Origin of the sequence: Vitiosangium sp. GDMCC 1.1324 (genome assembly GCF_003044305.1) — a bacterium.
Lineage (GTDB): Bacteria > Myxococcota > Myxococcia > Myxococcales > Myxococcaceae > Archangium.
On sequence record NZ_PZOX01000008.1, the window covers coordinates 23,651 to 49,798 of the forward strand.

Sequence of the window (26,148 nt, forward strand, 5' to 3'; positions counted from 1 at the left end):
GGGGCGGAGAGGCGTACGCTGTCTGACCGTCCGCCGCCGGCTTCACTGAAGTAACGGAGCAGGCATTATTTCTTCCCACGCGCATGGCCTCGCTTCGCGTGAGACCTCGGGCCATCTCGAGCGCCTGACGTGCCAACGACCTGCTCCGAGATGAGAGCCGGCGGGAAAAAACATGTGGAAATAGAGCGGCGGGAAGATCTGCCGGCCGCTCCGTTCTTCCTGCGCAGCCTCGGCGAAAGCCGAGGCCAGCAGGGGGGATGCTCACCATGGAGAAGGCGATCGTCGGGTGGCGGAATGAGGGAACAAGGCCATGAGCTCGGCCGCGTCCCCCTGGGTCATCGAAGCACCGGGAACGCTTCCGCAGCGAACCTTGACGGGCCAGGAGGGGTCGGTCCACGCTTCGCGCGTGCAACCCCAGACCGCCGCTGCCGTCCCCGTCGTGGATGAACGGTGGTTCGCCACCATGGCCCGGCAGCATGAGGCCGCCCTGCGGACAACAGCGCTGCGTCTGTGTGGCAACGCCACCGACGCACACGACCTGGTGCAGGACACCTACGAGCGTGGACTTCGCAACCTCGCCCACTTCCGCCCGGGCTCGGACGTGCGGGCCTGGCTCCTCACCATCCTCAAGAACCGCTTCTTCGACCGCTACCGCACCCGCACTCACGAGCGCTACTCCGACACGCCCGTGGAGGAGCTGGCGGATCGCATCGCCGCCCCCGCGGCAGACGTGGCTCCGGACTGGGCCTCCATCAGCCCCGAGCAGCTCCTCGCCGCGCTGGAGAAGCTCCCCGAGGAGTTCCGCGTGACGTACCGGCTCCATGATATCGAGGGCCGCTCGTACAACGAGATCGCCGAGCAGCTCGGCATCCCCAAGGCCACCGTCGGCACGCGCCTCGTCCGGGCACGCCGCAAGTTGCGAGAGCTGTTGAGCCCCACCCCCCAAGAGACCGAAGCATGAGCGACCTCCACGACAGCGTGCATGCCTTCGCGGACGGCGAGCTGGATCCCCCCGAGGCCGAGGCCTTCCGCGAGCACCTGGGCACCTGCGAGCAATGCCAGGCGGAACTGGAGGACATCCTCCAGCTCCAGGCTCTGGGTACCCGGCTGGCCGAACACGAAGCCCCGCTCGCGCGCCCCCCCGAGCCCATGGCCCCGCGCTCGCGCGCCTTCCGTCCGGCCTGGCGGAGCCGAGCGGTGCGGGCGATGGTGCTGGGAGGCTCGCTCGCCGCGGCCGTGAGCCTGGCCCTGCTGGGAACCTCTTCCCTGGAGACCGCTGGCCCCCTTCCCACCGAGGTGCTGGCGCTCGCGCCCACGCGCGCCATGGAGGCACGGCTGGCCTATGGCGGTGCGGCCGGCTACCGCCCCTATGCCGTGAAACGCTCCGGGGACGAGCGCCCGCGAGAGTTGGTGCCCATGAAGACGCTGGCGAGGCTGGAGGAGGCCAGGGACTTCCACGGGCTCGCCGCCGGCGCGCTGCTGGGCGGGGACCCGGACCGGGCCGCCGAGTACCTGCGACAGGCGGGGGCCTCACCGGACGTGGTCAGCGACAGGGCCGTGCTCGCGCTCTCCAAGGGGGAGTTGGAGGAGGCGCTCGTCATCCTCGAGGGCATTCTGGAGAAGCAGCCGAAGCACCCGCAGGCGCTGTGGAACCGCGCTCTCGTGCTGCGCGAGCTGGAGCTGGACCTGATGGCGGCGGAGAGCTTCCGCCAGGTGGAGGCCCTCCACGAGCCCGGCTGGAGCGACGAGGCCCGCGAGCGCGCCGCCGCCGTGGAGCAACAGACCCGGGAGCGCCAGCGGCGCTGGCAGGCCACGTGGGAGGCATGCAAGGCGCTCGCGGACAAGGGCACGCCTCTGCCCGAGGGCATGGTGCGGACCGCCCCATCACTCGTGCGCAAGTACCTCTATCTGGCCGCCTGGTCCGCCCCCTCCGCCGAGCGCGTGCGGGCGCTACTCCCGATAGCGAAGGAGCTGGACGGCATCTACAACGGGGACGTCCTCCAGCGGTACGTGGAGCGCACGGCGAAGCGCGATTTCCAGCGGCGTGGACCCCTGGCGTCCACCTTCGCCGAGGTGCTCGCCGGGCGGCTCCCGCCAGACCAGGCCGAGCCCTACGTGCGCGCACTGCGGGCGGCCGGCGAGCAGGACATCCTCCTCGGGGCACTCGTCCTGCTCAACCAATTGCCAGCCCGGCTTCAGGACTATGAGGCGGCAGTGCGCTCGGTGGGGGACCCCTGGTTCGTGGCCAACGTGGAGATACAGCGCGCCCTGGGTCAGTTCAGCGCGGGCGAGCTGTCCCTGGCCGAGACGACGCTGCTCATGGCGCTGCCCGCGTGCGAGCAGCAGCGGCTGGACTACCGCTGCGGCGAGATGGAGTCGCTGCTGACCAAGGTCTACATCACGCAGCACCGGCTGGCGGAGGCGCGCGGCCATGCCCTGCGTGGCCTGTCCCAGGCGCGGTCCATGGGGGACGCCGGCCTGGAGAACCAGTTCATCGAGCGGCTGGGATGGATGGCCCGCTTCCGCAACGCCTTCGCGCTCACGCGTGCCTACCTCGGAGAGTCCGCGCTGCGGCAGCCGGACTACTGCCCCTCGCAGGTGTACATGCATGAGTCGCTCGCCAACGTCCGCATGTTCGAGCTGCGCCCGGACGAGGCCCGCGCCGAGCTGGATCGCATCCCCGACTGTGGCGCCCAGCCCTCGCTGCTGAGCGCGGGGGCACTGGCGGACCTGGTCCGCATGGCGCCGCGGCCTGGTGACGCGGAGCGCGTGCTGGGCCTGCTCTCCACGCTGCGCGCCGCGAAGAATCTCCAACCCGGGATGAGCCTGCTGCTGGACCACCTGGAAGGTCGGGTGCGGGTGACGCACGACCGAACCACCGGGCGGCGCCTGCTCCGGCAGGTCATCACGGCGGCGGACGCGCTGCCGCACGAGGACACCAGCGCGGAGAAGGCGCGCACCGCCAGCTACTCCGAGCTCATCCTCGATGCGGGCAAGGCCGGCGAGTACGCCGAGGCGCTCGCGCTCTTCGCCGAGGAGCTCCATGCCTCCGCGCCCTCGCGCTGCGCGCTGGGCCTGGAGCTGGCGGACGAGCGGACCCTCCTCGTCGCCCGGGGCGCCGCTGGCGACGTGGTGGGCACGTATGACAGCTCGCGCCGGACACCGGACTTCGACGTGGAGCGGCTCGTGCCGGTGCCAGTGCTGGAGGCGCTGAGACCTTGCGAGCACGTGGACGTCTTCGCACGCTACCCGCTGCACGGCCGGGCCGGGTTGCTGCCACCCTCGTTCGCCTGGAGCTACCGCTCGGGCCCGGAGCATGCGCTCGTGGCGGGTACAGGAGAGCTTCGGCGGCTCGTGGTCAGCGACGTGGCCGCTCCATCCTCGCTGAACCTGCCCCGGCTCACTCCCTGGTCCCCCTCGCGGAGCACGGGCCGCGAGGTGGAACTGACGGGTCCCTCGGCCACGCCCTCGCGCGTGGTGGCGGAGATGGCGGATGCGGACGAGATCGACATCCACGCGCACGGGCTGGTGAACCTCGGCCTGTCGGACGCGTCCCTGATCGTCCTCGCGCCCGAGACGGATGGCGCCTACGCCCTCACTGCCAGCCAGGTGCGGCACCACCGTCTGAAGCACGCACCGGTGGTGGTGCTGGCCTCGTGCCGGGCGGCCTACACCGCGCCCTTCCTTCATGAGCCCTGGAGCCTGCCCAACGCCTTCCTGGCGGCGGGCGCACGCGCCGTGATCGCGTCACCCACGGACATTCCGGACGAGCAGGCCGGCCCCTTCTTCGAGGCCGTCCGCGCCCGCATCCGCGCGGGAGAGTCTCCGGCAGTCGCCGTCCGGAATGAGCGGACCGCCTTCCTGGCGAAGGATGCCCAGAGCTGGGTCCGCACCGTCATCGTCTTCGAATGAGTGGTGTCAGGAGACAAACCCCAATGAAACGAATCAGGACAGGTGTGTTGTGTATCTCGGGGGGGCTCGTCGCCGCCGGCATGGCGATGGCTGGCACGCCCGGGGCCAGGAGCCAGAGCACCCAGGGCCGGACGCAAGGACAGACGTCCACCGGGCCCGTCCGCGTCCAGACTGACGGAGGCACCTCCGGCACGGAACTGATCATTCCGGCGATGCCCTCCGTACCAAAGCAACCGGTGGAGTTCTCCGAGTGGTCCCGGATCCCGCGTCGCTGGCAGCCGGACGTCGCGAAGAACCTCTACACGATCATCTTCGAGAGCGGCCCGCGAGCCCCCAACCGCTTTTTCGCGTACGGGTTCGATGTCCAGCAGAGCCGGAACGTCTTCTTCATCGCGGGCGACAAGAGAGATCTTTCAACGTTCCGGGGCATGCTGTCAGACGATGGGTCCTCCGACCCGGTGGACGCGGGGCTTCCTCCGCGCGACAAAATCTCGAATATCAGCCAGCTTCCAGGTGGGGATCCACCGCCGCCACCGCCGTCCATCCACGACGGGAGTGAATGGCTGCCCTACGCGAAGCTGGCCTGGAAGAAGTCCATCGAGCTGGCCCATATCGCCACGCCCAGCATGCGCCCGGCCATGAAGCCCGGCGGCGCGGTCGACATGGGCAGCAAGGTCCACCAGACCACGCCCTCGCCGTAATGCGAGGTCCGTTGGCGGACTGAATCGCGAAAGAAATCCCCGCCCGGGAAGATCCTCCGCGACGCCCGTTCTCCCTGACGAAACCAGTCACCTGTCTTTCAAGGGGGAAAACGATGATGCGCATGGGACTGTATGCGGCCCTGGTAGGCCTGACGATGGGCGGTACGCTGGCCGCCTGTGGTGGCACGGTGGACACGGAGTTGTCTTCGGAGGCCACCGAGGGAGTCGTTCGGGAGGCAAGGCCCTCGCCAGAGGCCGCCGCGGCGGAAGCGCGCCTGCGCGCTGGGATGGTGGCGGGGCTCGATCCGCTGAAGCTGAAGGGCTACGTGGCGGAGGGCCGCGCCCGCACTTCGCTCGAGGTGCCGGAAGCAGCCTTCGGCAACAACTATGTCCGGCGCATGGAACTCCAGGGGCAGGCGCCGGCTCCGCGTGGGGTGATGGACGCACGCACCGCGGAGGAGGGCATCCTGGTGCTCGCCGACGGGCGTCAGTTCCGCAAGACGCGCGCGGAGCTGCCACCCGAGGTGCGAGACCTGCTGGCCCCACCCAGCCAGAAGGAGGGCGGCGGCGTGAGCGGCCAGTCGCTCATCGGAACGGACGACAAGACGGTCATCGGCACCGCGAACTACACCACCTATCCGTACCGCGCCGTGGGCACCATCCTGTCCAACTCCACGGACATCAACGGCTGGTGCAGCGGCGCGCTCATCGGTCCGCGGCTGGTGCTGACGGCGGGCCACTGTGTGTATGATCCAGACAGCAAGGCGTGGAGCTGGAACACGTGGTTCTCGCCCGGCCACCGGGGCGAGGACTCGAGTCGCTTCGCCAACGGGACGCCCCGGCGCGTGGTGGGCCTCTGGTCCTGGAATGGCTGGGTGTCCAATAAGGACCCCAACTATGACGTTGGCTTCATGCTGCTGGAGGACGAGCCGCGCACCGCGTCTCTGGGCTGGTTCGGGTTCGGCTGGTGGGAGCCGAAGACGGTGCTGCAGGGCGTGTCCATCGGAGTGCTGCAGTACCCGGGCGCCAACTACACCTGCGTGGATTCGCCGCTCGCCAGCAGCCGGTGCGGGGCCTTCCAGTACTACGCCTCGTCCATCATCGACGTCGCGGGCCCCAGCGCGTGCCCCAACCTGCTGACACACCAGGCGGACACCGAGCCCGGCTCCAGCGGCTCGCCCACCTACCGCTGGTATGAGGGGGGCCGATGGATCGTCGGTCCGCATGCGTATGGCACGGGTTACTGCACGCCGTCGCGCAACAAGGCAGTCCGCCTCAACCAGTCCATGGCCTCGTTCGCGTGCACCCTCTTCACGGATTTCCCCAGCCAGTACGCCACCCGCACCTGCGGCTGAGGCGGGTGGAGGGGTGAACCCGGGCGGCTCTGGACTCCCCAGGTGCCGCCCGGGTTCAAGAGCCTCGGAGGCCCCGTCCTGATGTCCTACAGGTTGCCGATCATCTTCTCCGGGCGCACCCACTGGTCGAACTGCTCGGGGGTAAGCAGGCCGAGTTCCACCGCAACCTCCTTGAGCGTCTTGCCCTCCTTGTGCGCCTTCTTGGCGATCTTCGCCGCGTTGTCGTAGCCGATGTGCGGGTTGAGCGCGGTGACGAGCATCAGCGAGCGCTCCAGGTTCTCCTTGAGGCGCGGCAGGTTCGGTTCAATCCCCACCGCGCAGTGCAGCCGGAAGCTGCGCATGCCATCCGCCAGCAGCCGGCAGCTCTGCAGGAAGTTGTGGATGAGCAACGGCTTGAAGACGTTCAGCTCGAAGTTGCCCGACGCGCCGCCCAGTGACACCGCCACGTCGTTGCCCATCACCTGCGCGCACAGCATGGTGAGCGCCTCGGACTGCGTGGGGTTCACCTTGCCCGGCATGATGGAGCTGCCCGGCTCGTTCTCGGGGATGGTGATCTCCCCGATGCCCGAGCGCGGCCCCGACGCCAGCCATCGCACGTCGTTCGCGATCTTGAAGAGCACGGCCGCCAGGCCCTTGAGCGCGCCGTGAGCCTGCACCAGCGCGTCGTTGGCCGCGAGCGCCTCGAACTTGTTGGGCGCGGTGACGAAGGGGTGGCCCGTGAGGCGCGCGAGCTCCTGCGCCACTCGCTCCGCGAAGCCCCTGGGCGCGTTGAGGCCCGTGCCCACCGCGGTGCCCCCGAGCGCCAGCTCGGACAGGTGCGGCAGCTCGAGCTCGAGGTGCTTGCGCGCGTGCTCCAGCTGCGCCACGTAGCCGCTGAACTCCTGGCCCAGCGTCAGCGGCGTGGCGTCCTGCAGGTGTGTGCGGCCAATCTTCACGATGTCCCGGAACCGCGCCGCCTTCTCCGCGAGCACGTCGCGCAATGCCTGCAGCTCGGGAAGCACATTGCGCACCACGGCCTCGGCCGCGGCTACGCTCATGGCGGTGGGGAAGACGTCGTTGGAGCTCTGGCCCTTGTTGACGTCGTCGTTGGGGTGCACCTTGCGCGCTTCACCCCGCTCGCCGCCCATCAACTCCGAGGCGCGGTTGGCCAGCACCTCGTTGACGTTCATGTTCGTCTGCGTGCCACTGCCCGTCTGCCAGACGAGCAGCGGGAACTCCTCGTCATGCTGGCCGTCGAGCACCTCGTTGGCGGCCTTCACGATGGCCTCGCCCTTGTCCTTCGGCAGCGTGCCATTCTCCATGTTGGCGATCGCCGCGGCCTTCTTCACCAGCGCCAGGGCTCGGATGAGGGCCAGCGGCATGCGCTCGCTGGAGATGGCGAAGTTCTGCCGGCTGCGCTGCGTCTGCGCGCCCCACAGGCGCTCGGCGGGGACCTCGATGGGACCGAACGTGTCCTTCTCGATGCGGACGTCCTGCTTGCTCACGTGCTTGCCTCCTCGGCGGGAGCCGGTGCGATAACACGGGCCCAGCCGTCTCGCCCGTCCACGAGCCCCCGTTTCCGTGTTGCGATGGAACGAGGCCGCGCACAGGATTCTGGAAGTGGACATTCCCACCGGCACCATCCGCGCACTGCTGCTCGCCCAGGAGCGGGGAACCCCCATGAAGCGCGTCCCCGAGGCCCAGGCACTCGAGGGCCAGGGGTTCAGCGGCGACCGCCACGCCAAGAAGAAGCCCCACGGCAAGCGGCAACTCCTGCTACTGGATGAGGCCTCCCATGTCTCGCTGCGGCTCGGGGCGGGCGAGCTGAAGGAGAACGTGGTCATCGCCGGGCTGCCGCTGGAGTCCCTGCCCCCAGGGCAGCGCCTGGCCCTGGGCACCGAGGTGGTGGTGGAGCTGACCGAGCCCTGCGTGCCCTGCTCGAAGCTCGAGCGGCTCCGCCCGGGCCTGCTCAAGGAGTCGTGGGGCCAGCGGGGTCAGCTCGCGAAGGTGCTGCGCGGCGGCACGGTGCGGGAGGGAGACGGCGTGCGCCTGCTCGACGTCAACCCGGACGCGCCCCGCCCCATCCGTCCCAAGCTGCCCTGATCAGCGTTGCCAGAGCGCGCCCAGCTCCAGGGCAAGCGCCTCGAAGGGCTCGGCTCGCACCGTCACCTCGCCTACGTGCGTGCCTGTCAGCAACCAACGGCCGCTCTCCAGTCGGTAGACCTCCAGCGACCGCGACACCGGGTCCACGAGCCACAGGTGCTTCACGCCCTCGCGTGCGTACGAACCCATCTTCCGGCCCCGGTCGAGCGCGGCCGTGGAGGGAGAGAGCACCTCGCAGACCCAATCCGGAGCGAGTTCGATTCCCACTTCCTCGGGCAGCACGGGCATGCGCTCGCGGCGCCATGCAGCCAGGTCCGGCACCAGCACCTCGTTGCCCAGGTGCAATTCGGGCTCGAAGAGGATGACCCAGCCTCCGGGCCCCTCCCCCCCTGAGTCTCGATCGAATGGTTCCAATATTTGGGCGAGCCGGACGGTTGCCCGGGCGTGCCTCGGCCTCGGCCGCGGGCTCACGTACAGCTCGCCCCCAACAATCTCACCTGTGACGTTGGGCGAGAGCTTCTCCAGCTCCGCGTATAGCGCATCGCGCCGCGACCGCTCGTCGCTCATGCCCTCAGGATGCAGTTTCACCTCGGCAACCGCAAGCCGCTCCCCCCACTCCCCACCCAGCCCCTGGTTCATGTGCCCAACATGAACCTGACCTCTGACATCCTGTCGCTCCCCGGGCAGGGGAGCGCGTCAACGGGCTCGAACGCCTGCCCCGGGCGGGGCTTTTACAAAATTACTGGGAGCAGGCGGGCTTCAGACCCTGCGCTCCCAGCGGGGCTCCTCCACGGGCGTGCCCGCCACCTTGCCCACCCAACCCATCACACGCTGCACGGGCGCCCGTCCCGCGGCCGTCGCCGGCGTGAGCACCCACAGCAGCAGGTAGACCCCGAGCGCCGTCCCGCCCGTCACCACCAGCGCCAGCACGAACGCCAACCGAACCAGCCCCACGTCCAGGCCGAGCTGCCTCGCCAACGCCGTGCACACGCCGCCCACCACCCGCCCCGGCCCTCCTCGATTCATCGGCTCGGCCCCGGGCTGCCGCTCCCTGCAGTGGGGGCACTTGGTGGCATCGGCCCGGATGTCCATCCTGCACGCCACGCACTGCCTGGTCTCTTCCATGACTCCGCTCCTCCTGGAGGCGCGCTCACCGCCGGCCTCATTCCTTCCTACGCGCCCGGTCCCCCTCCATTGCGCCATCGCCCGCTCGCCGACCGTTTTTCTCAGGCCGGTGAATTTACAAATTTAATCCCAGCCCTGTTGACATCCTTACAAAATCGTCGACTATGGGACGCAAGGGCTTCACATTGCCTCTGAGAAGGCACAGATTCGACCCCGTTGGCGACTTTTACAACGCACTCCGTCAAGGAGCTTTTCATGGACGCCGCCATTCCCGATTCCTCCTCTTCGCCGGGTACCGGAGAGCCTCGGACCCTGGGACCGGGTGTGATTCTCCGAGGGGCCTGGCTGCCCGAGTATGCGACGGTCCTCACGCCCGAGGCCGTCGAGCTCGTGGTGAAGCTGGCGCGCACCTTCGGGGCCCGGCGCGAGGCACTCCTGGAGCGGCGCAAGGCCGTGCAGGCCGCCTACGACAAGGGCGAGCGTCCGCGGTTCCTCCCCGAGACGAGGGAGCTGCGCGAGTCGGAGTGGACCGTGGCCCCGCTGCCGAAGGATCTGCTGGACCGGCGCGTGGAGATCACCGGCCCGGTGGAGCGCAAGATGATCATCAACGCGCTCAACTCGGGGGCCAACGTCTTCATGGCGGACTTCGAGGACGCCAACAGCCCCACCTGGGACAACGTGGTGCGCGGGCAGCTCAACCTGCGCGACGCGGTGCGCGGCACCATCGGCTACACCGCCGACAACGGCAAGCACTACGCGCTGCACGAGAAGACAGCCGTGCTCTTCGCCCGGCCGCGCGGCTGGCACCTGCTGGAGCGCCACCTGGAGGTGGATGGCAAGCCCGTCTCCGCCTCGCTCTTCGACTTCGGCCTCTACTTCTTCCACAACGCGCGCGCCCTGCTGGAGAAGGGCAGCGGCCCCTACTTCTACCTGCCCAAGATGGAGAGCCACCTGGAGGCCCGGCTGTGGAACGACGTGTTCCACCTGGCCCAGAGCGAGCTGGGCATTGCCCGCGGCTCCATCAAGGCCACCGTCCTCATCGAGACGCTGCCCGCCGCCTTCGAGATGGATGAAATCCTCTACGAGCTGCGCGAGCACTCGGCAGGGCTCAACTGCGGCCGCTGGGACTACATCTTCAGCTTCATCAAGAAGCTCCAGGCGGATCCCCAGTTCGTCCTGCCCGACCGCGGGCAGGTGACGATGGACAAGGCCTTCCTGCACAACTACTCGCTGCGCCTCATCCAGGTGTGCCACCGCCGCGGCGTGCACGCCATGGGTGGTATGGCGGCCTTCATCCCCATCAAGAGCGACCCGGCCGCCAACGAGGCGGCGCTCGCCAAGGTGCGTGCGGACAAGGAGCGCGAGGTACGCGACGGCCACGACGGCACCTGGGTGGCCCATCCAGGCCTCGTGCCGGTGGCCCGGGAAATCTTCGACAAGCACATGCCGGGGCCCCACCAGCTCGCCAACAAGCGCCCGGACGTGCGCATCAGCGAGGCGGACCTGATCGCCATGCCCCAGGGCACGCGCACCGAGGAGGGCCTGCGCCACAACATCCGCGTGGGCGTGCAGTACATGGCCGCATGGCTCGGGGGTCTGGGCTGCGTACCGCTCTACAACCTCATGGAGGACGCGGCCACCGCCGAAATCTCCCGCGCCCAGGTGTGGCAGTGGATCCACCACCACGTGCGTCTCGCCGATGGCAAGCCCGTCACTCCGGAGCGCTTCCGCCAGGAGCTCACCGAGGAGATGCAACGCATTGAAGCCGAGGGCGCCAGCGAGCGCTACGGCGCCGAGCGCCTGAAGGAAGCACGAGACCTGTTCGAGAAGCTCTCCACCGCACCCCGGTTCGAGGACTTCCTCACCCTGCCCGCCTACGAAGCCCTGATGTCCCACGGCTGAGAGGCCGTCGTGAAACCCGCAGTTCTGTCTCTTTTCAACGCATTTCCAACGAGCTGAGGAGCCGCCATGTACGACGCCGTGACGACGAAGAACGATGCCTCGCCCCATTCCAAGCTCCATGCCCGCAGGTTCGAGGGCATCAGCCGCAACTACTCGGAAGCGGATGTCGAGAAGCTGCGCGGCTCCATCCGCATCAGCTACACGCTGGCCGAGATGGGCTCCAAGCGGCTGTGGGAGCTGATGAATACCAAGGACTATGTGCACGCGCTCGGAGCCCTCACCGGCAACCAGGCGGTGCAGATGGTGCGCGCGGGCCTCGAGGCCATCTACCTGTCCGGCTGGCAGGTGGCGGCCGACGCCAACACCGCCGGGCAGATGTACCCGGACCAGAGCCTCTACCCGGTGGACAGCGTGCCCAACGTGGTGCGCCGTATCAATGCCGCCTTCCGCCGCGCGGATCAAATCGAGCACGCCGAGGGCAAGCACGAGCGCTACTGGTTCGCCCCTATCATCGCGGACGCGGAGGCGGGCTTCGGCGGGCCGCTCAACGCCTACGAGCTGATGAAGTCGATGATTGAAGCGGGCGCCGCGGGCGTGCACTTCGAGGACCAGCTGGCCAGCGAGAAGAAGTGTGGCCACATGGGCGGCAAGGTGCTGGTGCCCACCAACAACTTCATCCGCACGCTGACGGCGGCGCGCCTGGCCGCGGACGTGATGGGCGTGCCCACCGTCCTCGTGGCCCGCACGGATGCCGACAGCGCCAAGCTGCTGATGAGCGACGCGGACGAGTACGACCACGCCCATATCGACCGCAAGGCGGGCCGCTCGGCCGAGGGCTTCTACCGCCTCAAGGGCGGCCTGGAGTGCGCCATCGCTCGCGGCCTGGCGTACGCGCCCTACGCGGACCTCATCTGGTGTGAGACCAGCACGCCGGACCTCGAGCAGGCCAAGAAGTTCGCCGAGAGCATCCGCGCGAAGTTCCCCAACAAGCTGCTGGCCTACAACTGCTCGCCGTCCTTCAACTGGAAGAAGAACCTGGACGACAAGACCATCGCGAAGTTCCAGCGCGAGCTGGGTGCCATGGGCTACAAGTTCCAGTTCGTCACGCTCGCCGGCTTCCACGCGCTCAACTACGGCATGTACGAGCTGGCCCGGAACTACAAGGACCGTGGCATGGCGGCCTACTCCGAGCTCCAGCAGCGGGAGTTCGCCTCGGAGAAGGACGGGTACACCGCCACGCGGCACCAGCGCGAGGTGGGCACCGGCTACTTCGACAAGGTCGCCGAGGTCATCTCCGGCGGCTGCGCCAGCACCCTGGCCCTCAACGACTCCACCGAGGCGCACCAGTTCTAGTGAACGGGGCCGGGTGAGGTTCTGTTCCTCTCTCTTCCCTCACCCCTGACGCCCTACCAGGGCCGCGACTCCCGAGGCTTGTCCCCGGGGGCTCGCGGCCTCGGTCTTCGTGGGCCCACCCGGCGCCAGCTCCACCACCCGCGCGCCCTCGGCCTCGAAGAGCTCGCGCAGCCACGGGTGGCAGGTGAAGGCGATGACCTGATGGTGCTCGGACAGGCTCGCCAGCAGCCGCAGTGTGCCGCGCGTGCGCTCCAGGTCGAAGTTGACGAGGATGTCGTCCAGGATGAGCGGCAGCGCCCCGCGCGTCTCCCCGAAGTCCTGGATGACCGCCAGCCGGAACGCCAGGTAGAGCTGCTCCCGAGTGCCCCGTGAGAGCTGCTCCGCGCTCCAGTCGCGGCGAGCATCGCTCACCCGTAGCTCTCGCTTGCCCCCCGCAGGGACGAACACGCGCCGGTACCGGCCTCCCGTGAGCGCCGCGAAGTGCTCCGAGGCCAGCTGGATGACCCGGGGCTGCTGCTCCTCCTCGAAGCGCCGCCGCGCCCGGGCCAGCAGCGCCAGCCCCAGTCTGTCCGCGGCGTAGCGCGTGGCCAGCTCCGCCGCCCGCGCCCTCAACTGTTCCTCCTGGATGCGCAACGTGGCCAGTTGCTCGTCGCTCTCCCACTGCGCGAGCTGGCTCCGGGCAGCGCCGTACTCGGTGTGCAGCACCTTCAGACGCTCGGCACAGGCGGGCTCCTGCATCCGGAGCTGCCCCAGCTTCTCCTTCAGCCGCTCCTCGCCTCCCGCCGCCAGGATGGACTCCCGCGCCACCTCCTCCGAAAGGCCCGTGGCGGCCTCGATGCGCCCGGACAGCTCGCGCACCCGGCGGGTGAGGGACTCGAAGCGCTCCGCCTGCCTCGCCCTCTGGCGGAAGGTCTCCTCCGTGTCGCCTCCGCCCTGGGCCAGCAGCGCCGCCACCGCCTGCTCCTCGGACTCCCGAAGGCGCGTGAACCGGGCCTTGTCCGCGGCCCACTCGTCCCTCCGCGCCCGAAGGGCCCGCGCCTCTACGTCCCGAGCCTTCAGCTCCTCCAGCGCCGAGGCCACCTGGGCTGCGACCGACTCCGCCGGCCCCTCCGGAAGTCCCGCGGCCCGGGCCTCCGCGAGCAACCGAGAGACAATCGCGTGACAGGCCGCCTCATCCACCGCCTGGGCCCGCTCGTCCGCTCTCAAGTCCGCCAGCCGCTGCCGCTGCTCGGCCACGTCGCGCCACAGCGCCAGCGCCCGCTGCGGAGAGAGGTCCGTGGGAAAGCCCCTCGCATCCAGCAGTGCGGCCAGCTCGGCCCGGAGCGTCCGCAGCAGCATGTCCGCCCGGCGTCCCGCCACCTCGGCGGACTGAGCCTCGCGCACCACGCCGTCCCGCTCCGCCTCGCGTGCCTCACGCTCACGCTCGAGGTGCTCCACGCGCTCCGCCTGCCGCAGCGCCTCCGCCAACGCCGCATCCGCCCCGGCGAGCGCGGCCGCCGCCGCCTGGGCCGCCACGCCCGCCTCGCTCGCGGCCGCCGCCAGCTCGCGATCCAGCCCCACCAGCCGCCCCGACAGGGTGTCCAGCGCCGACTGCAACCGGGCCAGCTCCTGCGCACGCTGGTGCTGGCGCGTGGCGTGGGACTCCACGGTCTGCTGGTGGCTCCTCACCGAGCGCCGGTAGCCGAGCGCTAGAGGCACGACGAGCAGCAGCGCTCCCAGCAGGGCCATGGCTGCCTCCACCACGCCCGCGTGGAGCCACATCGCGCCCACCCAGACCACCGCCACGCCCACGCCGAGCAGCACCGTCCAGGGCGCGGGGGCCGCTCCGGGCTCGGGCTCGGCCTGGGCTCGCAGGGACTGGAGCCGCTGCTGCAACTCGGCCCGCTGCGCCGCGACCTGGTCCCGCTCCACACGCAGCAACCTCGCGCGTCCCAGGGCTGCCTGCCTCTGGCGCAGCTCCGCCGCGGACACGTCCGGGAGCTTCGCGCGCTCCGCCTGGAGCCGCGCCAGGGAGGCCTCGAAGCGCTCGCGCTCCACGCGGACCCGCCCGAGCGCCACCTCTGCCTCGCGCCGCTCCCCCTCCGCCTTCGTCCACCGATCCGCCAGGGCCTCCAGGGAGCCTCGTGCCGCCGCTCCCAGCTCCAGCGCCAGCAGGCCCACCGCGTCCACCTCCAATCCCAAACCGCCGAGGGCCTGCTCCACCTCCCGGCGCCTCGCCTCGAGCGCCGCGCGGCGGCCCGGCAACGCGCGCAGGAGCTCGGCCCGCGCCGTGAAACCCACCAGTGCCGAGCGGAGAGCCACTTCCCGCTCCCGAACCGCCGAGGCCGCGGACAGCCGGTCCAGCTCGGCCCCGGAGGTGGACAACAGGTCCTCGACGCGCGCCTGCTGGGCCCAAGCCTCCTTCGAGCGCTGGAGCAGCTCTTCCAGCCGCGCCTCGCCTCCCATCGGGAAGGCGGACAGGTCCGGCAACGTGGCCAGCTCCGCTCGCAACCGCGCCAGCTCGCCCAGGTCTCCGAGCGCCGCCTCCAGCCGGGACAGCCGCTCCAGCTCGAGCGCGATGTTCTCCTGGAGGGCCGCCGCCTCCTCCTGCTGCCGTCCGAGCGACGCCAGCCGCTCACGCTCCTCGAAGTACTTCTCCGGGCGGTCCTTCAGTGTGTCGAGCTGTGCCCGCACTTCATCCAGTTGCCGGAGGACCTGGTTGAGCTCGGGATTCTTCCCGCTCACCTTGAAGAGCTCTCCGGCCCGCTTCTCCAGGTGCTTCTCCACTTCCGGCAGCCTGCGCGCGCCCCTCAGCCCGGCGGCGAAGAGCGCCCGGGAGACGCCATCCTCCTCGGCCAGCTTCTCGAAGCTGGACAGCTCATCCAGGCTGAAGGCGAACACCTCGCAGAACAGCTCCCGGGAGACATGCGCCAGCGCCTCGTCCAGCCGCGAGGCGAGCAGCTCATGCCCCTCCGGGCTGAGCACCGTCACCGCCGCCTTCCCTCGCCTGTCCGCCACGCGGCGCACCACCAGCGGCCCGGCCCCCGAGCTCACGCACAGCTCGCCCCCGAAGGTCCCCGCCTCGGGCTCGTACCGGGACTCCGAGCGGCCCCGCTTCTCGAGGCCGAACAACATGCCGCGGATGAATGAGAGCAGTGTGCTCTTGCCGGCCTCGTTCGGCCCGTACAGCAGGTTGAGCCCTGGCCCGAGCTCCAGCTCGTAGCCGGAGAAGTGGCCGAAGCCGTGGACGCGCAGCACGTCGAGTCTCAGGCCTCCCTTCACGACGCGTCCTCCTCGTGGAGCAGCTCCACCACCTGCCATCCCGCCTGCTCCACCAACTCCGGCCGGCGCGTCTCCAGTGCGTCCACGCCCAGCCTCCGCAAGCGCTGGCTCAACGAGCGCAGCTCCGTGTCCTCCGCCCACAGCTCGTCCAGGGCCTCGGGGTCCGCCAGGGCCTCGGCCTCGGCCAGCAGCGTCCCGGAGAAACCTCCCGCCAGACGCACCGTCTCTAGGTCCAGCTCGGGCCGGCTCGCATCACGCAGGGACTCGACCAGCACGGGCGGGTGACGCCGGGCGAGTTGCTCGCGCATGTCCGCTTCGAGCTGGGTGAGCGCCTCCGGCCGGGACAGCTCCCGGTGCAAGGGACCCCGGCCCGTGAGCGTGAGGCGGAGCGCGTGACCCTCCAGCTCGTCCGCGCAGCTCGCATCCACCTGCTCCGTCACCGCGGCCACGAGTGCATCGAGCGACCCGAGCCCGGTGAGCGGCACCTCCAGCCGGTGCCAGCGCACGCAGTCCACCGACACGAAGCGGCGCCGCGTCCGCCCGTCCTCGACCTCCACCAGCACGCAGCCGCGCTCGCCCGGCTCGTTCACGTGCCGCCCCTGCGGATTGCCCGGGTACACGGCCACCGCGCCACCAGAGAGCACGTACTCGGCACGGGTGTGCACATGGCCCAGCGCCCAGTAGTCCAGGCCGCGCGCGGCCAGGTCCTCCACCGTGCAGGGTGCATAGTTGGCATGGCCCTCCGCTCCGCCCAGGTTGGCGTGCAGCAGGCCCACCGTGAAGTCAGGTGCCATCCTGCGGAACCGCGCCGACAGGTTCTCGCGCACCTCCACCTCCGGATAGGAGATGCCCTGCACCCGGCACAGGAGCTTCCCCTCGCGGCGGACCTCCACCTCCTCCCAATCGGCGCCGAACACCTTCACAGAGCCGGGCAGTCCGAGCGCTCCTGTGTCTCCACTCAACGGGTCATGGTTGCCGTGGACGATGAAGGTCTGGATGCCGGCCACATCCAGCCGGTCCAGCTCGCGCCGCAGCGCCAGGCGTGCTCGCACCGAGCGGTCCTTCGCATCGAAGAGGTCTCCCGCGAGCAACAGGAAGGCCACATGCTCGCGCAGGCACAGGTCCACGATGCGGGAGAAGGCCCGGAAGGTGGCCTGTTGGAAGGTGCCCAGCAGCCCCGAGTCCGCGGGGACGCCGCGGAAGGGGGTATCCAGGTGCAGATCGGCGGCGTGGACGAATTTGAAGCGCATCTCGAGTCCGCACAGTAGCCGTCCTGGAGCCGGGGGCCACAGACCCTGGCAGGAAAGCGGAGACAGGCCGGTCCGGGGCTCAGGCGCATTGACGCCTGGAACCGGACGAGCGGTCCGCCCTCTTTCGGACAGCACGGCTCCTGTCGCGAGACATCTGCTGCCCGAGGCATCACTCTCTGTCCGCTTACGGGACGGCGGCAGGGGTCCGGGCCGGTGTCTGGCTTCCCCACTCGACCGAGGCCGGAGCACCCTCTGGGGGGAGATGTCATGCACCGAGCACGAGGTCTTGTCTCCGTCGCCGTGGGCCTGGCGACGTTTCTCGCGGGGCCGCCCGCCGCGCGGGCCGATAACGAAGGTGAGCTCACGGTTCGCGGCATCCGATGCGGCGACACGGTCACCCGGAGTACCCGTCTCACCCACGATCTCGCGTGCCCGGGGACGGACCGTCCCGCGCTCCGGGTCGTCGGCGAAGGTGTCGTCCTCGACCTCGGCGGCCACACCGTGCTCCGCGTGGGCCCGGAATCGCATGGGTCGGAGGGCATCGTGGTGCTGGCCAACAGCACGCTGAGGAACGGCACGATCCGGGGATTCGAGACCGGGTACGTGCTCGACTCGGACGGAGAGTATCAACCGGACCACGTGTGGCTGTCCCAGCTCACGTTCGTCCACAACGCGACCGCCATCTCCCACCGGAATGGCAATGCGACGCTGACACTCACGGACTCGCGGCTGATGTGGAACGGCGTGGGGGTGGCCAGTGAGCAGGACGCGAGCAGCGGCACGTACGAGGTGCGGTCGACGCTCTTTATCGGCCACCGGCTCGCCTTCGACGCGAACTTCCACTCCGTCGACGTGGCCCGCTCGACCTTCAGCTACAACGAGCTCGTGTTCTGGTGTCCCTATGGCAGCGTCGCCTTCACCTCGAGCAGGCTCGAGCGGAACGGGGCCGTGGGCCGGCTTCCGATTGGCGAGTTCGGCTATGGCTTCTGCAACGTGGCGTCTTTCGTCGACACGGTGATCGCGAGCAACGGCTCGTTCGCCCCCACCGATCAGCCGAACTGGGAGCCATTCGAGTTCGTGCTGCGCGACTCGCGGGTCACCGACAACGGCAATGGCCTCCAGGTCCGGACCCGGACGGTCGACATCCAGGGCAATACCTGGCGGGAAAACGGGGGCGGCCTGACCCTGGGTGACCTGCCGGAGTACGTGCCCCCCGAGCTCACGGGCACGGTCAGCGGCAACCAATTCCTGCGCAACCGGGGTGACGGCCTCCGGGTGACGGTTCCCAGCACCCTCAGGGTGTCCCGCAACCGCGCGTTCGACAACACGGGGTGGGGCCTCTACGTGCCGGGAGTGATCGACGGGGGCGGCAACGCGGCTCGAGGCAACGGGGCGGGCAACTGCGAGGGCGTCAGCTGCGCCTCCCGCTGACTCACCGGATTGGAAACCGAGACTCGAGCAGGCAAGGAGGGGACTCCCGCCCAATACCTATCAAGCAGCTCACCCTGAAATTCCATGCGCTCCAGGGCAGATTGGAAATCCGGTCCACGAACTCCACCCTCTGCCTCCCCAAGGAGGCGGGCTCGTGGCACAAGCAATGAGAGGCGGCGTCCTTCGCGTGGTGGAGCGGGTGGAGGGTCATCAACGTTACTCGCCACATCTGCGCTCGTTGCTCGTCGTCTTGTTGGACGCGGCAATCATTTCCAGTGCGCTCTTCGGCGCGGTGCTGCTGCGCTTCGAGGGAGAGCTGCCCGCGCAATGGCTGGTGGCGATCGAGCACTGTCTGCCCCTGCTGCTCGCGGTACGTCTGACCACCCTGGTCTGGTTCGGGCTGCACTACTGGTCGTTCCGCAGCCCCGGCCTCAGCGAGGCGGGCCGGCTCGTCCTGGTCAACTCGGTCGCCACCCTCATTCTCGAGGCGCTCCGGCCCCTCTTCGTCGAGCCGCTGCCCCGCTCGGTGGTGGCCATCGAGTTCTTCCTCACCACGGCGCTGATGGGGGCCCACCGGTTCGCCCCGCGGATGGCGCGGCAGTGGTACCTCGACCAGCTGCGCTCCCGGGCGCAGGGGGCGAAGCGGACGCTCATCGTCGGGGCTGGCAGCGCCGGTGACCTCCTGCTGCGCGACCTGCTGCACAGCGCCGACAGTCCCTGGCACGTCATCGGGCTCGTGGACGACGACCCGGGCAAGCGCTGCACCTTCCTCAATGGCAGGCCGGTGCTCGGCTCCATCGAGGAGCTGCCGGACCTGGTGATGAAGCACCGCGTGAGCCAGGTGCTCATCGCCATACCCCGCCTGTCCCCCGAGCGGATCCGGCACATCCTGGGCCTGTGCAAGCATCAGAGCGTCAGCTTCAAGATCATCCCCGCTTCCTTCGCCTATCTCGACCAGAAGATCACCACCGCGATGCTGCACGACCTCAGCCCGGAGGATCTGCTGCCCCGGGATCCGATCTCCTTCGACCAGGCGGAGGTGCACAGGCTCGTCACCGGCCGCCGCATCCTCGTCACCGGGGGCGCGGGCTCCATCGGCAGTGAGATCGCACGCCAGGTGGCGGGGCACGCGCCCGCCTCGCTCGTGCTGCTCGACATCAACGAGAACGAGCTCTACTTCCTCGTGCGCCAGCTCCAAGAGCGCTACCCGCAGCTGCCGGTGCATGCCATCGTGGCGGATATCCGGGACCAGGACCGGTTGATGCGCCTCGGAAGGGAGCACGCGCCGCAGTACGTGTTCCACGCGGCCGCGCACAAGCACGTGCCCCTGATGGAGGACTCGCCCGAGGAGGCCATCAAGAACAACATCTTCGGGACCCGGAACGTCGCGCACATGGCGGACGCGTGTGGGGCGGAGCGCTTCGTGCTCATCTCCACCGACAAGGCGGTCCATCCCTCCTCGGTCATGGGGGCCTCCAAGCGGCTCGCCGAGATGGTCATCCGGGACATCGCGACCCAGTCGCGCACCGCGTTCACCGCCGTCCGCTTCGGCAACGTGCTCGGCTCGGCTGGCAGCGTGGTGCCACTCTTCAAGCAGCAGATCCAGCGCGGCGGGCCGGTCACGGTGACGCATCCGGACTGCACCCGCTACTTCATGACCATTCCCGAGGCGGTCGGGCTCGTGGTGCTGGCGGGGCTGGGAGGCTACGGAGAGCTGTGCATCCTCGACATGGGGACCCCCGTGCGCATCGCCGAGCTCGCCGCGAACCTGATCACCATGGCGGGCCTGGTACCGGGCAAGGACATCCCCATCGTCTACACGGGGCTGCGTCCGGGCGAGAAGCTCGAGGAGACTCTACTGAGCGAGGAGGAGGAGCGCACCCAGCAGGTCCGCAACCGCATCAAGGTGGCCCAGAGCCCGGCCCCTCCGCCGGACTTCGAGCTCCAGCTGGAGCGGTTGCGGCACGCGGCGCAGGCCGGTGACGCGTCCGGCGTGAAGCTCGCCCTCCGCGGCCTCATTCCGACGTACAAAACCCCGGTGCAGCTCCAGGTGGGCGAGCGGGCGTGAGCGCTCAGCGACGCGGTGCACGGTACGCAGGAAAGTAGCTCCCGCCGGCTGCGCCCTCCGACAGGAGGGCGTACACCTCCGGCTCGCAGATGATCTCATGGGTGACCAGGCGGCAGCTCGTGTTGGAGAAGCCTCGCTTGAACTCCTCGAGGCTGTCACCCGACTGGACGCCTCCCCCCAGGTTGAGCGGGAGCCCCAGCCGCGTGCAGTGCTCGACCTGAGCCGCGAAGCCATTCTTGGCCGGCGAGCGCGCCAGGTCCGCGTCCGTCGTCCCGCCGAGGTAGTAGTGCATCACCCCGTCGCTGGAGACGACCACCGCCGAGGAGGCGATGTGGCCATCCGGTGCGCGCGTCGTCGCGAGCCAGGCGAGGGGTGAGGAGAACAACTCCTCGAAGTACGCATCCGTGAAGAAGTACTGGGAGCTCGCCCCGTCGCGGACCATGGTCTGCCGGTAGGCGTCCTTGAATCCCTCCCGCTCCTCGCTCGAGGCCTCGCGGGCTGGGCAGAAAGTGCTCACGAAGCCCAGCCGGGCGTTGCGCCGGATGTGCCGGCGGTGCATCTCCCGGAACTCGATGGGCAGGCGAGGGTCGATGAAGAACACCTCGTTGCGCACCGTCCCACCCGCGAAGCAGTGGGAACCGGTGACGCGGTCGCGCACGAAGATGCTGACGAGCTCGGTGGTTCGCCAATCCACCGCTTCCTTGTCGACCTCGCCCGGCCCTTCCAGTAGCGCGCCGGGGTAGCCATAAGGAGAGATGGCGTCGCGGTACGGTGTCCCCTCGATGGGCCGCACGATGAGCGGAAGCCGCAGCGTTCTTCCCACTCCTCCGTCAATGAGAAGGGTGTGCGTCACGCCCTCGGCACGCAGGTGCTGCGATGAGCGGAAGTAGTCCTCCGACAGTGCCGACTTCCCCTCATCGGGGACCAGGACGGCCCTCGGTTGCATCGTCGTCGTCGTCATGTGCTCGCTTGCTCCCCCGATCCTGCGCTCCCCTGCCTGGAATGGCTTGAGCAGACAGGCCCACGTCGAATCGCTCCCTTACCCGGGAAGAGAGTCCTTGCCGCCCCGGGAATCTGTTTGGAATTCAATTCGTGGACATACGTTCCTGGCTGCCGGAATGAACGCACTCTGGCGTTCCCATTGCAGAGTAGCCCTCCGGGCGACCGGTGGGTTCCTCCCCCAAGGACACCATTGATGTTGAATTTCAGTCGTCGAAGCATCCGGGGTTTCGCCCTGTTCTCTCTCATGTCTTTCTCGCTTCCGCTCGTGGTGGCCTGTGGTCCCCAGGGCGAGCTGGATGCCTCCGGACGGGAGACCGCCCCCGGCAACACCGAAGGGAGTACCCCGGAGTTGGGCGCGCAGCAGAGCGCACTCACCCCCCTGCCGACCCCCTCCGGGCTCCGCTCCGTGGCGGCCTGGGAGACGCTGTTCCTGGGCAACTGGAACGCCGAGCACACCTCGAGCTTCCTGCCCATGAGCACCTCGCTCGATAGCTGGCAGTTCTACAACCTCGCCTACGGCATCGACGGCAACACCGCGATGTACCGGGCCACCGGGAAGACGCAGTACCTCGACCGCGCCCTGCTCTACGTCAACAACGTGGTGAACAACGCCAGGCTTTCCTCGTCGCTCTCCAAGAGCCAGTTCAAGGATTCGTACCTCGGCTGGGCCTCGGCGCGCTCGGATACGCTGGGTCAGGAGGTGCCGCTGTTCGAGAGCTATTGCTGGCGCTACGTGACCCGCCTGCTGCGCGTCATCCGTGAGACGCCCGAACTCTACAACAACGCCACGTACCGTGCGCAGTACGACAAGCTCCTGGCCTTCTCGGAGAAGAACATGTTCGAGAAGTGGTACAAGCGCGGCGCGAACAGCTACATCTACCGCGTCAACACGCATATGGCCTCGCACTGGGCCTACATCGCGATGGACCTGTCGCGCATGACCACCGATGCGAACCGCAAGGCCACCTACCTGACTGTCTTCAACAACATCAATCGCCATCTGCCGAACTATGGCAACAACGCGGGCCTGCGCGGGCAGATGCGCGCCAGCCCGGTCAACTCGGCGGCGTACTACTGGAACGATTCGTGGGGTCTCACCGCCCGTCCCGGCCAGGACGTGGCGCACGGCAACGGCGTAATGGCATACATCGTCGAGGCGCGCGACGCGGGCATGGAGTGGACGAGCGACGACATCGGCAAGTTCGTCAAGACGCTCAACTCCGTCATCTGGCCCTCGGCCGGCCGGTACGGCAACTACGTCGACGGCTCGGGCGGCGGCACGGGTTGGTTCAACGACGGGTTCATCAAGCTCGGCCGCTACGACGCCAACCTCCAGCGCCGGTTCGAGACACTCAACGTCGGTAACAACACCCAGTTCTACGGGAACGCCGCGTACAACGTGAGGAAGCTGTCCGAAGCGGCCGCCGGCATGTAGCGAACACCTCCCCCTCCCTCCCGCCCGAGAGCGCGGGAGGGAGATGGGGCGCAGGCTCCAGAGTGGTGCCGGGTGGAGAACCCGGCACCACCCCTTCAGGAGCCTTGCATGTCCCAACGCATCTATCTGTCATCGCCCCACATGGGCAGTCTCGAGCGCGGTTTCGTCGACGACGCGTTCACGAGCAACTGGATCGCCCCGCTCGGGCCTCACGTCGATGCGTTCCAGACGGAGTTCGCTCATTGCGTTGGAGCGCCACACGCGCTCGCGCTGAGCTCCGGCACGGCCGCGCTCCACCTCGCCCTGCAGCTGCTCGGCGTCTCCCCGGGAGACGAGGTGCTGGTGAGCACGCTCACCTTCTCCGCCACGGTGAACCCCATCCGGTACCTGGGCGCCTCCCCTGTCTTCATCGACAGCGAGCGCACCTCCTGGAACATGGACCCCGCGCTGCTGAGCGAGGAGCTGGAGGCGCGAGCCCGGCGCGGACGGCTGCCGCGCGCGGTCGTCGTGGTCCACCTCTACGGGCAGAGCGCCGATCTGGATCCCATCCTGGCCGCATGCGACCGCTACGGCGTGCCGCTCGTAGAGGACGCGGCCGAGGCCCTGGGGAGCACGTACAAGGGGCGGGTCCCCGGCACGCTGGGCCGCGCCGGCATCTACTCCTTCAATGGCAACAAGATCATCACCACCTCGAGTGGAGGGATGCTGGTGTCGCCCGACGAGGGGCTCGTCCGCCACGCCCTCAAGCTCTCCACCCAGGCGCGCGATCCCGCGCCGCACTACGAGCACTCGGAGATTGGCTACAACTACCGCCTCAGCAACGTGCTGGCGGCGATCGGCCGGGGGCAGCTCCGGGTGCTGGAGGACCGGGTCGCCGCGCGGCGCAGGAACTACGAGTTCTACGCGCGCGCCCTCGCCGGAGTACCGGGGCTGACGTTCATGCCCGAGGCCCCCTGGGGACGCCACACGCGCTGGCTGACGACGCTCACCATCGATCCGGCCCGGTTCGGCGCGGACCGGGAGGCGGTGCGGGTCGCGCTCGAGCGGGAGAACATCGAGGCGAGGCCCGTGTGGAAGCCCATGCACCTGCAGCCGGTCTTCGCCGCGTTCGAGCGGCGGGGGGGCGGCGTCGCGGAGGAGCTGTTCCAGAACGGGCTCTGCCTGCCGTCCGGCTCCAACCTCACCCCGGATGACCTGGCGCGGGTGGTGGAGGTGATGAAGGCCGTGCCCCATCGCTCACGACGCTGAGGGCGCCGGCCCCCTGGAACTTGAACATCGTCGCGCTCCCCTCGTGGGAGATGCCCTGGCGCTGCACGACGCGCAGCAGCGTCAGGGCGAGGATCTTCGCGTCCAGCGCCAGGCTCCAGTTGTCCACGTACCAGACGTCGAGCCGGAAGCGCTCGTCCCAGCCCAGGGCGTTGCGCCCGTTCACCTGGGCCCAGCCGGTGATGCCCGGGAGCACGTCGTGGCGCCGCGCCTGCTCGGGGGAGTAGCGGGGCAGGTACTCGACCAGCAGCGGCCGCGGTCCCACCAGGCTCATGTCGCCGCGCAGCACGTTCCACAGCTGCGGGAGCTCGTCCAGACTCGTCGCGCGCAGGAACTGCCCGGTCCGCGTGAGGCGCTGCTCGTCGGGGAGCGGATTGCCATCCGCGTCGTTCGCATCGAGCATGGTGCGGAACTTCACCAGCTGGAACGTCCTTCCCCCGCGGCCTGGCCGCACCTGTCGGAAGAGGACGGGACCGCCCATCGTGGCCCGGATGGCCAGCGCCGTGATGGCCATCACCGGCGCGAGGCACAGCAGCCCCAGGGCCGCGGCCAGCCGATCGATGCACCTCTTGAAGAACAACCCCGCTCCGGTCTGTCTTTGCATGTGCTAGCCCCGCCCCAGGCAGAAGTAGGTAAACCCACGTGCGCGCATCCGCTCGGGCTCGAAGAGGTTCCTGCCGTCGAAGATGATGGGCGCCCTCATGAGACTCTTCAGGCGCTCGAAGTCCGGCTGGCGGAACTCGTTCCACTCGGTGACGATGAAGAGTGCCTCGGCGCCCTCGGCCGCCGCGTAGGGGCCGGGCGCGTAGGTGATGCGGTTGCCGAACACCCGCCGCGCGCTGACCATCGCGACGGGATCGTGCACGACGACGCGCGCGCCCTTGGCCAGCAGACCCTCGATGAGCTCCACGGAGGGCGCCTCCCGCATGTCGTCCGTCCGCGGCTTGAAGGCCAGGCCCCACACCGCGAGCTGGCGCCCCTCGAGCGAGGGGCCGAGGTGGCGCAGCGCCTTGTGCACGAGCAGCCGCTTCTGCCGCTCGTTGGTGCGCTCCACGGCGCGCAGGAGCTCGAACTCGAAGCCAACCTCCCGCGCGGTGGCTCCCAGCGCCTTCACGTCCTTGGGGAAGCAGCTCCCGCCGTAGCCAACGCCCGGGAAGAGGAACGAGTGCCCGATGCGCTTGTCCGCCCCCATGCCCTTGCGCACCATCTCCACGTCCGCGCCCACCTTCTCACAGAGACAGGCGATGTCGTTCATGAAGGAAATGCGGGTGGCGAGCATCGCGTTGGCCGCGTACTTCGTCAGCTCCGCACTGGCCGTATCCATGAAGAGCAGCGGGCTGCCCGTGCGCACAAAGGGAGCATAGAGGTCGGCCATCACGGCGCGCGCTCTCTCGCTGTCCGTCCCGATGACCACCCGGTCCGGCCGGGTGAAGTCCTCGATGGCCGCGCCCTCCTTGAGGAACTCGGGATTGGACACCACGTCGAACTCCACCCGCGTCACCGCGGCGATGGTGCGCCGCACCCGCTCCGCCGTGCCCACCGGGACGGTGCTCTTGTCCACGACGACGGTGTACTGCCGCAGGGCGCGTCCGAGCTCCTCCGCCGCGGCGAGGACGTAGTGAAGATCCGCGTCCCCGCTCTCGCCCTCGGGTGTCCCCACGGCGATGAAGACCACCTGGGCCTCCCCCACACTGCCCGCAAGGTCGGTGGTGAAGGCGAGCCGTCCCTCGCGCACGTTGCGCTCGATGAGCTCCGCCAGCCCGGGCTCGTAGATGGGTACCTCGCCCGCGCGCAGCCGTGAGATCTTCTCGGAGTTGATGTCCACGCAGACTGCGTCGTTGCCCGAGTCCGCGAAGCAGGCCCCCACCACCAGGCCCACGTAACCCGTACCGATCACCGCGATCTTCATGCCTGTCTGCCCTCAGCCTGGCCAGAGGAGCCAGGAGCGAGCGAGAAGGTAGGGGGCCCCCTGCTCGCTCACCACTCTCCCCGGAGCCGGAACCAT

At 69.1% G+C, this 26,148-nt stretch carries 19 protein-coding genes; 11 read left to right on the forward strand and 8 right to left on the reverse strand.

Going from position 1 to position 26,148, the window contains the following annotated elements:
• Positions 1 to 310: 310 nt before the first annotated feature.
• The 4 genes from DAT35_RS23415 (at position 311) to DAT35_RS23430 (ending at position 5,968) form a co-directional block, all read left to right on the forward strand.
• Positions 311 to 961 (forward strand): RNA polymerase sigma factor, encoded by a 651-nt coding sequence (locus DAT35_RS23415; protein ID WP_233261663.1) that lies wholly within the window; start codon positions 311 to 313, stop codon positions 959 to 961.
• Positions 958 to 3,912, forward strand: a complete 2,955-nt coding sequence (locus DAT35_RS23420; RefSeq protein WP_108069361.1) for a CHAT domain-containing protein — start codon at positions 958 to 960, stop codon at positions 3,910 to 3,912. The genes DAT35_RS23415 and DAT35_RS23420 overlap by 4 nt, the downstream gene beginning before the upstream one ends.
• A gap of 23 nt (positions 3,913 to 3,935) precedes the next feature.
• Positions 3,936 to 4,613, forward strand: a complete 678-nt coding sequence (locus DAT35_RS23425) for a hypothetical protein (protein WP_146209844.1) — start codon at positions 3,936 to 3,938, stop codon at positions 4,611 to 4,613.
• Between the two features lie 113 nt (positions 4,614 to 4,726).
• Positions 4,727 to 5,968, forward strand: a complete 1,242-nt coding sequence (locus tag DAT35_RS23430) for a serine protease (RefSeq protein WP_108069363.1) — start codon at positions 4,727 to 4,729, stop codon at positions 5,966 to 5,968.
• A gap of 86 nt (positions 5,969 to 6,054) precedes the next feature.
• On the opposite strand, the gene fumC is transcribed toward DAT35_RS23430, so the two are convergent.
• Positions 6,055 to 7,452: a class II fumarate hydratase gene (fumC, locus tag DAT35_RS23435; protein ID WP_108069364.1), complete on the reverse strand. Its 1,398-nt coding sequence runs from the start codon at positions 7,450 to 7,452 to the stop codon at positions 6,055 to 6,057.
• A gap of 115 nt (positions 7,453 to 7,567) precedes the next feature.
• Between fumC and DAT35_RS23440 the strand changes: the two genes are divergently transcribed.
• Positions 7,568 to 8,050, forward strand: a complete 483-nt coding sequence (locus DAT35_RS23440; RefSeq protein ID WP_108069365.1) for an MOSC domain-containing protein — start codon at positions 7,568 to 7,570, stop codon at positions 8,048 to 8,050.
• Here the strand turns inward: DAT35_RS23440 and DAT35_RS23445 are convergent, their stop codons facing one another.
• Both DAT35_RS23445 and DAT35_RS62120 read right to left on the reverse strand, forming a co-directional pair.
• A complete protein-coding gene (locus tag DAT35_RS23445) occupies positions 8,051 to 8,617 on the reverse strand; it encodes a Uma2 family endonuclease (RefSeq protein ID WP_108069726.1) in 567 nt (188 codons plus the stop codon).
• Positions 8,618 to 8,809: 192 nt separating this feature from the next.
• Positions 8,810 to 9,175: a PspC domain-containing protein gene (locus DAT35_RS62120; protein WP_108069366.1), complete on the reverse strand. Its 366-nt coding sequence runs from the start codon at positions 9,173 to 9,175 to the stop codon at positions 8,810 to 8,812.
• Positions 9,176 to 9,430: 255 nt separating this feature from the next.
• On the opposite strand from DAT35_RS62120, the gene aceB reads away from it, so the two are divergent.
• Positions 9,431 to 11,077 (forward strand): malate synthase A, encoded by a 1,647-nt coding sequence (gene aceB / locus DAT35_RS23455; protein ID WP_108069367.1) that lies wholly within the window; start codon positions 9,431 to 9,433, stop codon positions 11,075 to 11,077.
• A gap of 66 nt (positions 11,078 to 11,143) precedes the next feature.
• Entirely contained in the window at positions 11,144 to 12,430 is a 1,287-nt protein-coding gene (gene aceA / locus DAT35_RS23460) for an isocitrate lyase (protein ID WP_108069368.1), read from the forward strand.
• A gap of 39 nt (positions 12,431 to 12,469) precedes the next feature.
• Here the strand turns inward: aceA and DAT35_RS23465 are convergent, their stop codons facing one another.
• Both DAT35_RS23465 and DAT35_RS23470 read right to left on the reverse strand, forming a co-directional pair.
• Entirely contained in the window at positions 12,470 to 15,691 is a 3,222-nt protein-coding gene (locus DAT35_RS23465; protein WP_108069369.1) for an AAA family ATPase, read from the reverse strand.
• The gene (locus tag DAT35_RS23470) at positions 15,688 to 16,941 is read right to left on the reverse strand and encodes a DNA repair exonuclease (protein WP_108069370.1); all 1,254 of its coding nucleotides are present in this window, start codon (positions 16,939 to 16,941) and stop codon (positions 15,688 to 15,690) included. The genes DAT35_RS23465 and DAT35_RS23470 overlap by 4 nt, the downstream gene beginning before the upstream one ends.
• 267 nt (positions 16,942 to 17,208) lie before the next feature.
• Here DAT35_RS23470 and DAT35_RS23475 point away from each other — a divergent pair, with 267 nt between their 5' ends.
• Both DAT35_RS23475 and DAT35_RS23480 read left to right on the forward strand, forming a co-directional pair.
• Positions 17,209 to 18,372 (forward strand): right-handed parallel beta-helix repeat-containing protein, encoded by a 1,164-nt coding sequence (locus DAT35_RS23475; protein ID WP_108069371.1) that lies wholly within the window; start codon positions 17,209 to 17,211, stop codon positions 18,370 to 18,372.
• 154 nt (positions 18,373 to 18,526) lie between these two features.
• Positions 18,527 to 20,440 carry a nucleoside-diphosphate sugar epimerase/dehydratase gene (locus DAT35_RS23480; protein WP_108069372.1) on the forward strand — a complete coding sequence of 638 codons (1,914 nt, stop codon included), beginning with the start codon at positions 18,527 to 18,529 and terminating at the stop codon, positions 20,438 to 20,440.
• A 4-nt stretch (positions 20,441 to 20,444) separates the two neighbouring features.
• Here DAT35_RS23480 and DAT35_RS23485 read toward each other — a convergent pair whose 3' ends face one another.
• On the reverse strand, positions 20,445 to 21,401 hold the full coding sequence (locus DAT35_RS23485) for a GNAT family N-acetyltransferase (RefSeq protein WP_108069373.1): 957 nt from the start codon (positions 21,399 to 21,401) through the stop codon (positions 20,445 to 20,447).
• A 285-nt stretch (positions 21,402 to 21,686) separates the two neighbouring features.
• Here DAT35_RS23485 and DAT35_RS23490 point away from each other — a divergent pair, with 285 nt between their 5' ends.
• Complete coding sequence (locus DAT35_RS23490; RefSeq protein WP_233261664.1) at positions 21,687 to 22,877, forward strand: hypothetical protein; 1,191 nt, start codon at positions 21,687 to 21,689, stop codon at positions 22,875 to 22,877.
• Positions 22,878 to 22,985: 108 nt separating this feature from the next.
• Positions 22,986 to 24,125 carry a DegT/DnrJ/EryC1/StrS aminotransferase family protein gene (locus DAT35_RS23495; protein WP_108069375.1) on the forward strand — a complete coding sequence of 380 codons (1,140 nt, stop codon included), beginning with the start codon at positions 22,986 to 22,988 and terminating at the stop codon, positions 24,123 to 24,125.
• Here DAT35_RS23495 and DAT35_RS23500 read toward each other — a convergent pair.
• Together DAT35_RS23500 and DAT35_RS23505 are read right to left on the reverse strand one after the other, a co-directional pair.
• The gene (locus DAT35_RS23500) at positions 24,058 to 24,747 is read right to left on the reverse strand and encodes a sugar transferase (protein ID WP_108069376.1); all 690 of its coding nucleotides are present in this window, start codon (positions 24,745 to 24,747) and stop codon (positions 24,058 to 24,060) included. The two genes, DAT35_RS23495 and DAT35_RS23500, sit on opposite strands and share 68 nt — an antisense overlap.
• 3 nt (positions 24,748 to 24,750) lie before the next feature.
• The gene (locus DAT35_RS23505) at positions 24,751 to 26,052 is read right to left on the reverse strand and encodes a UDP-glucose/GDP-mannose dehydrogenase family protein (RefSeq protein ID WP_108069377.1); all 1,302 of its coding nucleotides are present in this window, start codon (positions 26,050 to 26,052) and stop codon (positions 24,751 to 24,753) included.
• Positions 26,053 to 26,148 lie beyond the last annotated feature (96 nt).

Coding starts and splice junctions, on each gene's coding strand:
- DAT35_RS23475 (WP_108069371.1), top strand. CDS start 17,209: ATGCACCGAGCACGAGGTCTTGTCTCCGTCGCCGTGGGCCTGGCGACG.
- DAT35_RS23470 (WP_108069370.1), bottom strand. CDS start 16,941: ATGCGCTTCAAATTCGTCCACGCCGCCGATCTGCACCTGGATACCCCC.
- DAT35_RS23505 (WP_108069377.1), bottom strand. CDS start 26,052: ATGAAGATCGCGGTGATCGGTACGGGTTACGTGGGCCTGGTGGTGGGG.
- DAT35_RS23500 (WP_108069376.1), bottom strand. CDS start 24,747: ATGCAAAGACAGACCGGAGCGGGGTTGTTCTTCAAGAGGTGCATCGAT.
- DAT35_RS23415 (WP_233261663.1), top strand. CDS start 311: ATGAGCTCGGCCGCGTCCCCCTGGGTCATCGAAGCACCGGGAACGCTT.
- DAT35_RS23425 (WP_146209844.1), top strand. CDS start 3,936: ATGAAACGAATCAGGACAGGTGTGTTGTGTATCTCGGGGGGGCTCGTC.
- DAT35_RS23430 (WP_108069363.1), top strand. CDS start 4,727: ATGATGCGCATGGGACTGTATGCGGCCCTGGTAGGCCTGACGATGGGC.
- DAT35_RS23490 (WP_233261664.1), top strand. CDS start 21,687: ATGTCTTTCTCGCTTCCGCTCGTGGTGGCCTGTGGTCCCCAGGGCGAG.
- DAT35_RS23485 (WP_108069373.1), bottom strand. CDS start 21,401: ATGACGACGACGACGATGCAACCGAGGGCCGTCCTGGTCCCCGATGAG.
- DAT35_RS23420 (WP_108069361.1), top strand. CDS start 958: ATGAGCGACCTCCACGACAGCGTGCATGCCTTCGCGGACGGCGAGCTG.
- aceB (WP_108069367.1), top strand. CDS start 9,431: ATGGACGCCGCCATTCCCGATTCCTCCTCTTCGCCGGGTACCGGAGAG.
- DAT35_RS23495 (WP_108069375.1), top strand. CDS start 22,986: ATGTCCCAACGCATCTATCTGTCATCGCCCCACATGGGCAGTCTCGAG.
- DAT35_RS62120 (WP_108069366.1), bottom strand. CDS start 9,175: ATGGAAGAGACCAGGCAGTGCGTGGCGTGCAGGATGGACATCCGGGCC.
- aceA (WP_108069368.1), top strand. CDS start 11,144: ATGTACGACGCCGTGACGACGAAGAACGATGCCTCGCCCCATTCCAAG.
- DAT35_RS23445 (WP_108069726.1), bottom strand. CDS start 8,617: ATGAGCGACGAGCGGTCGCGGCGCGATGCGCTATACGCGGAGCTGGAG.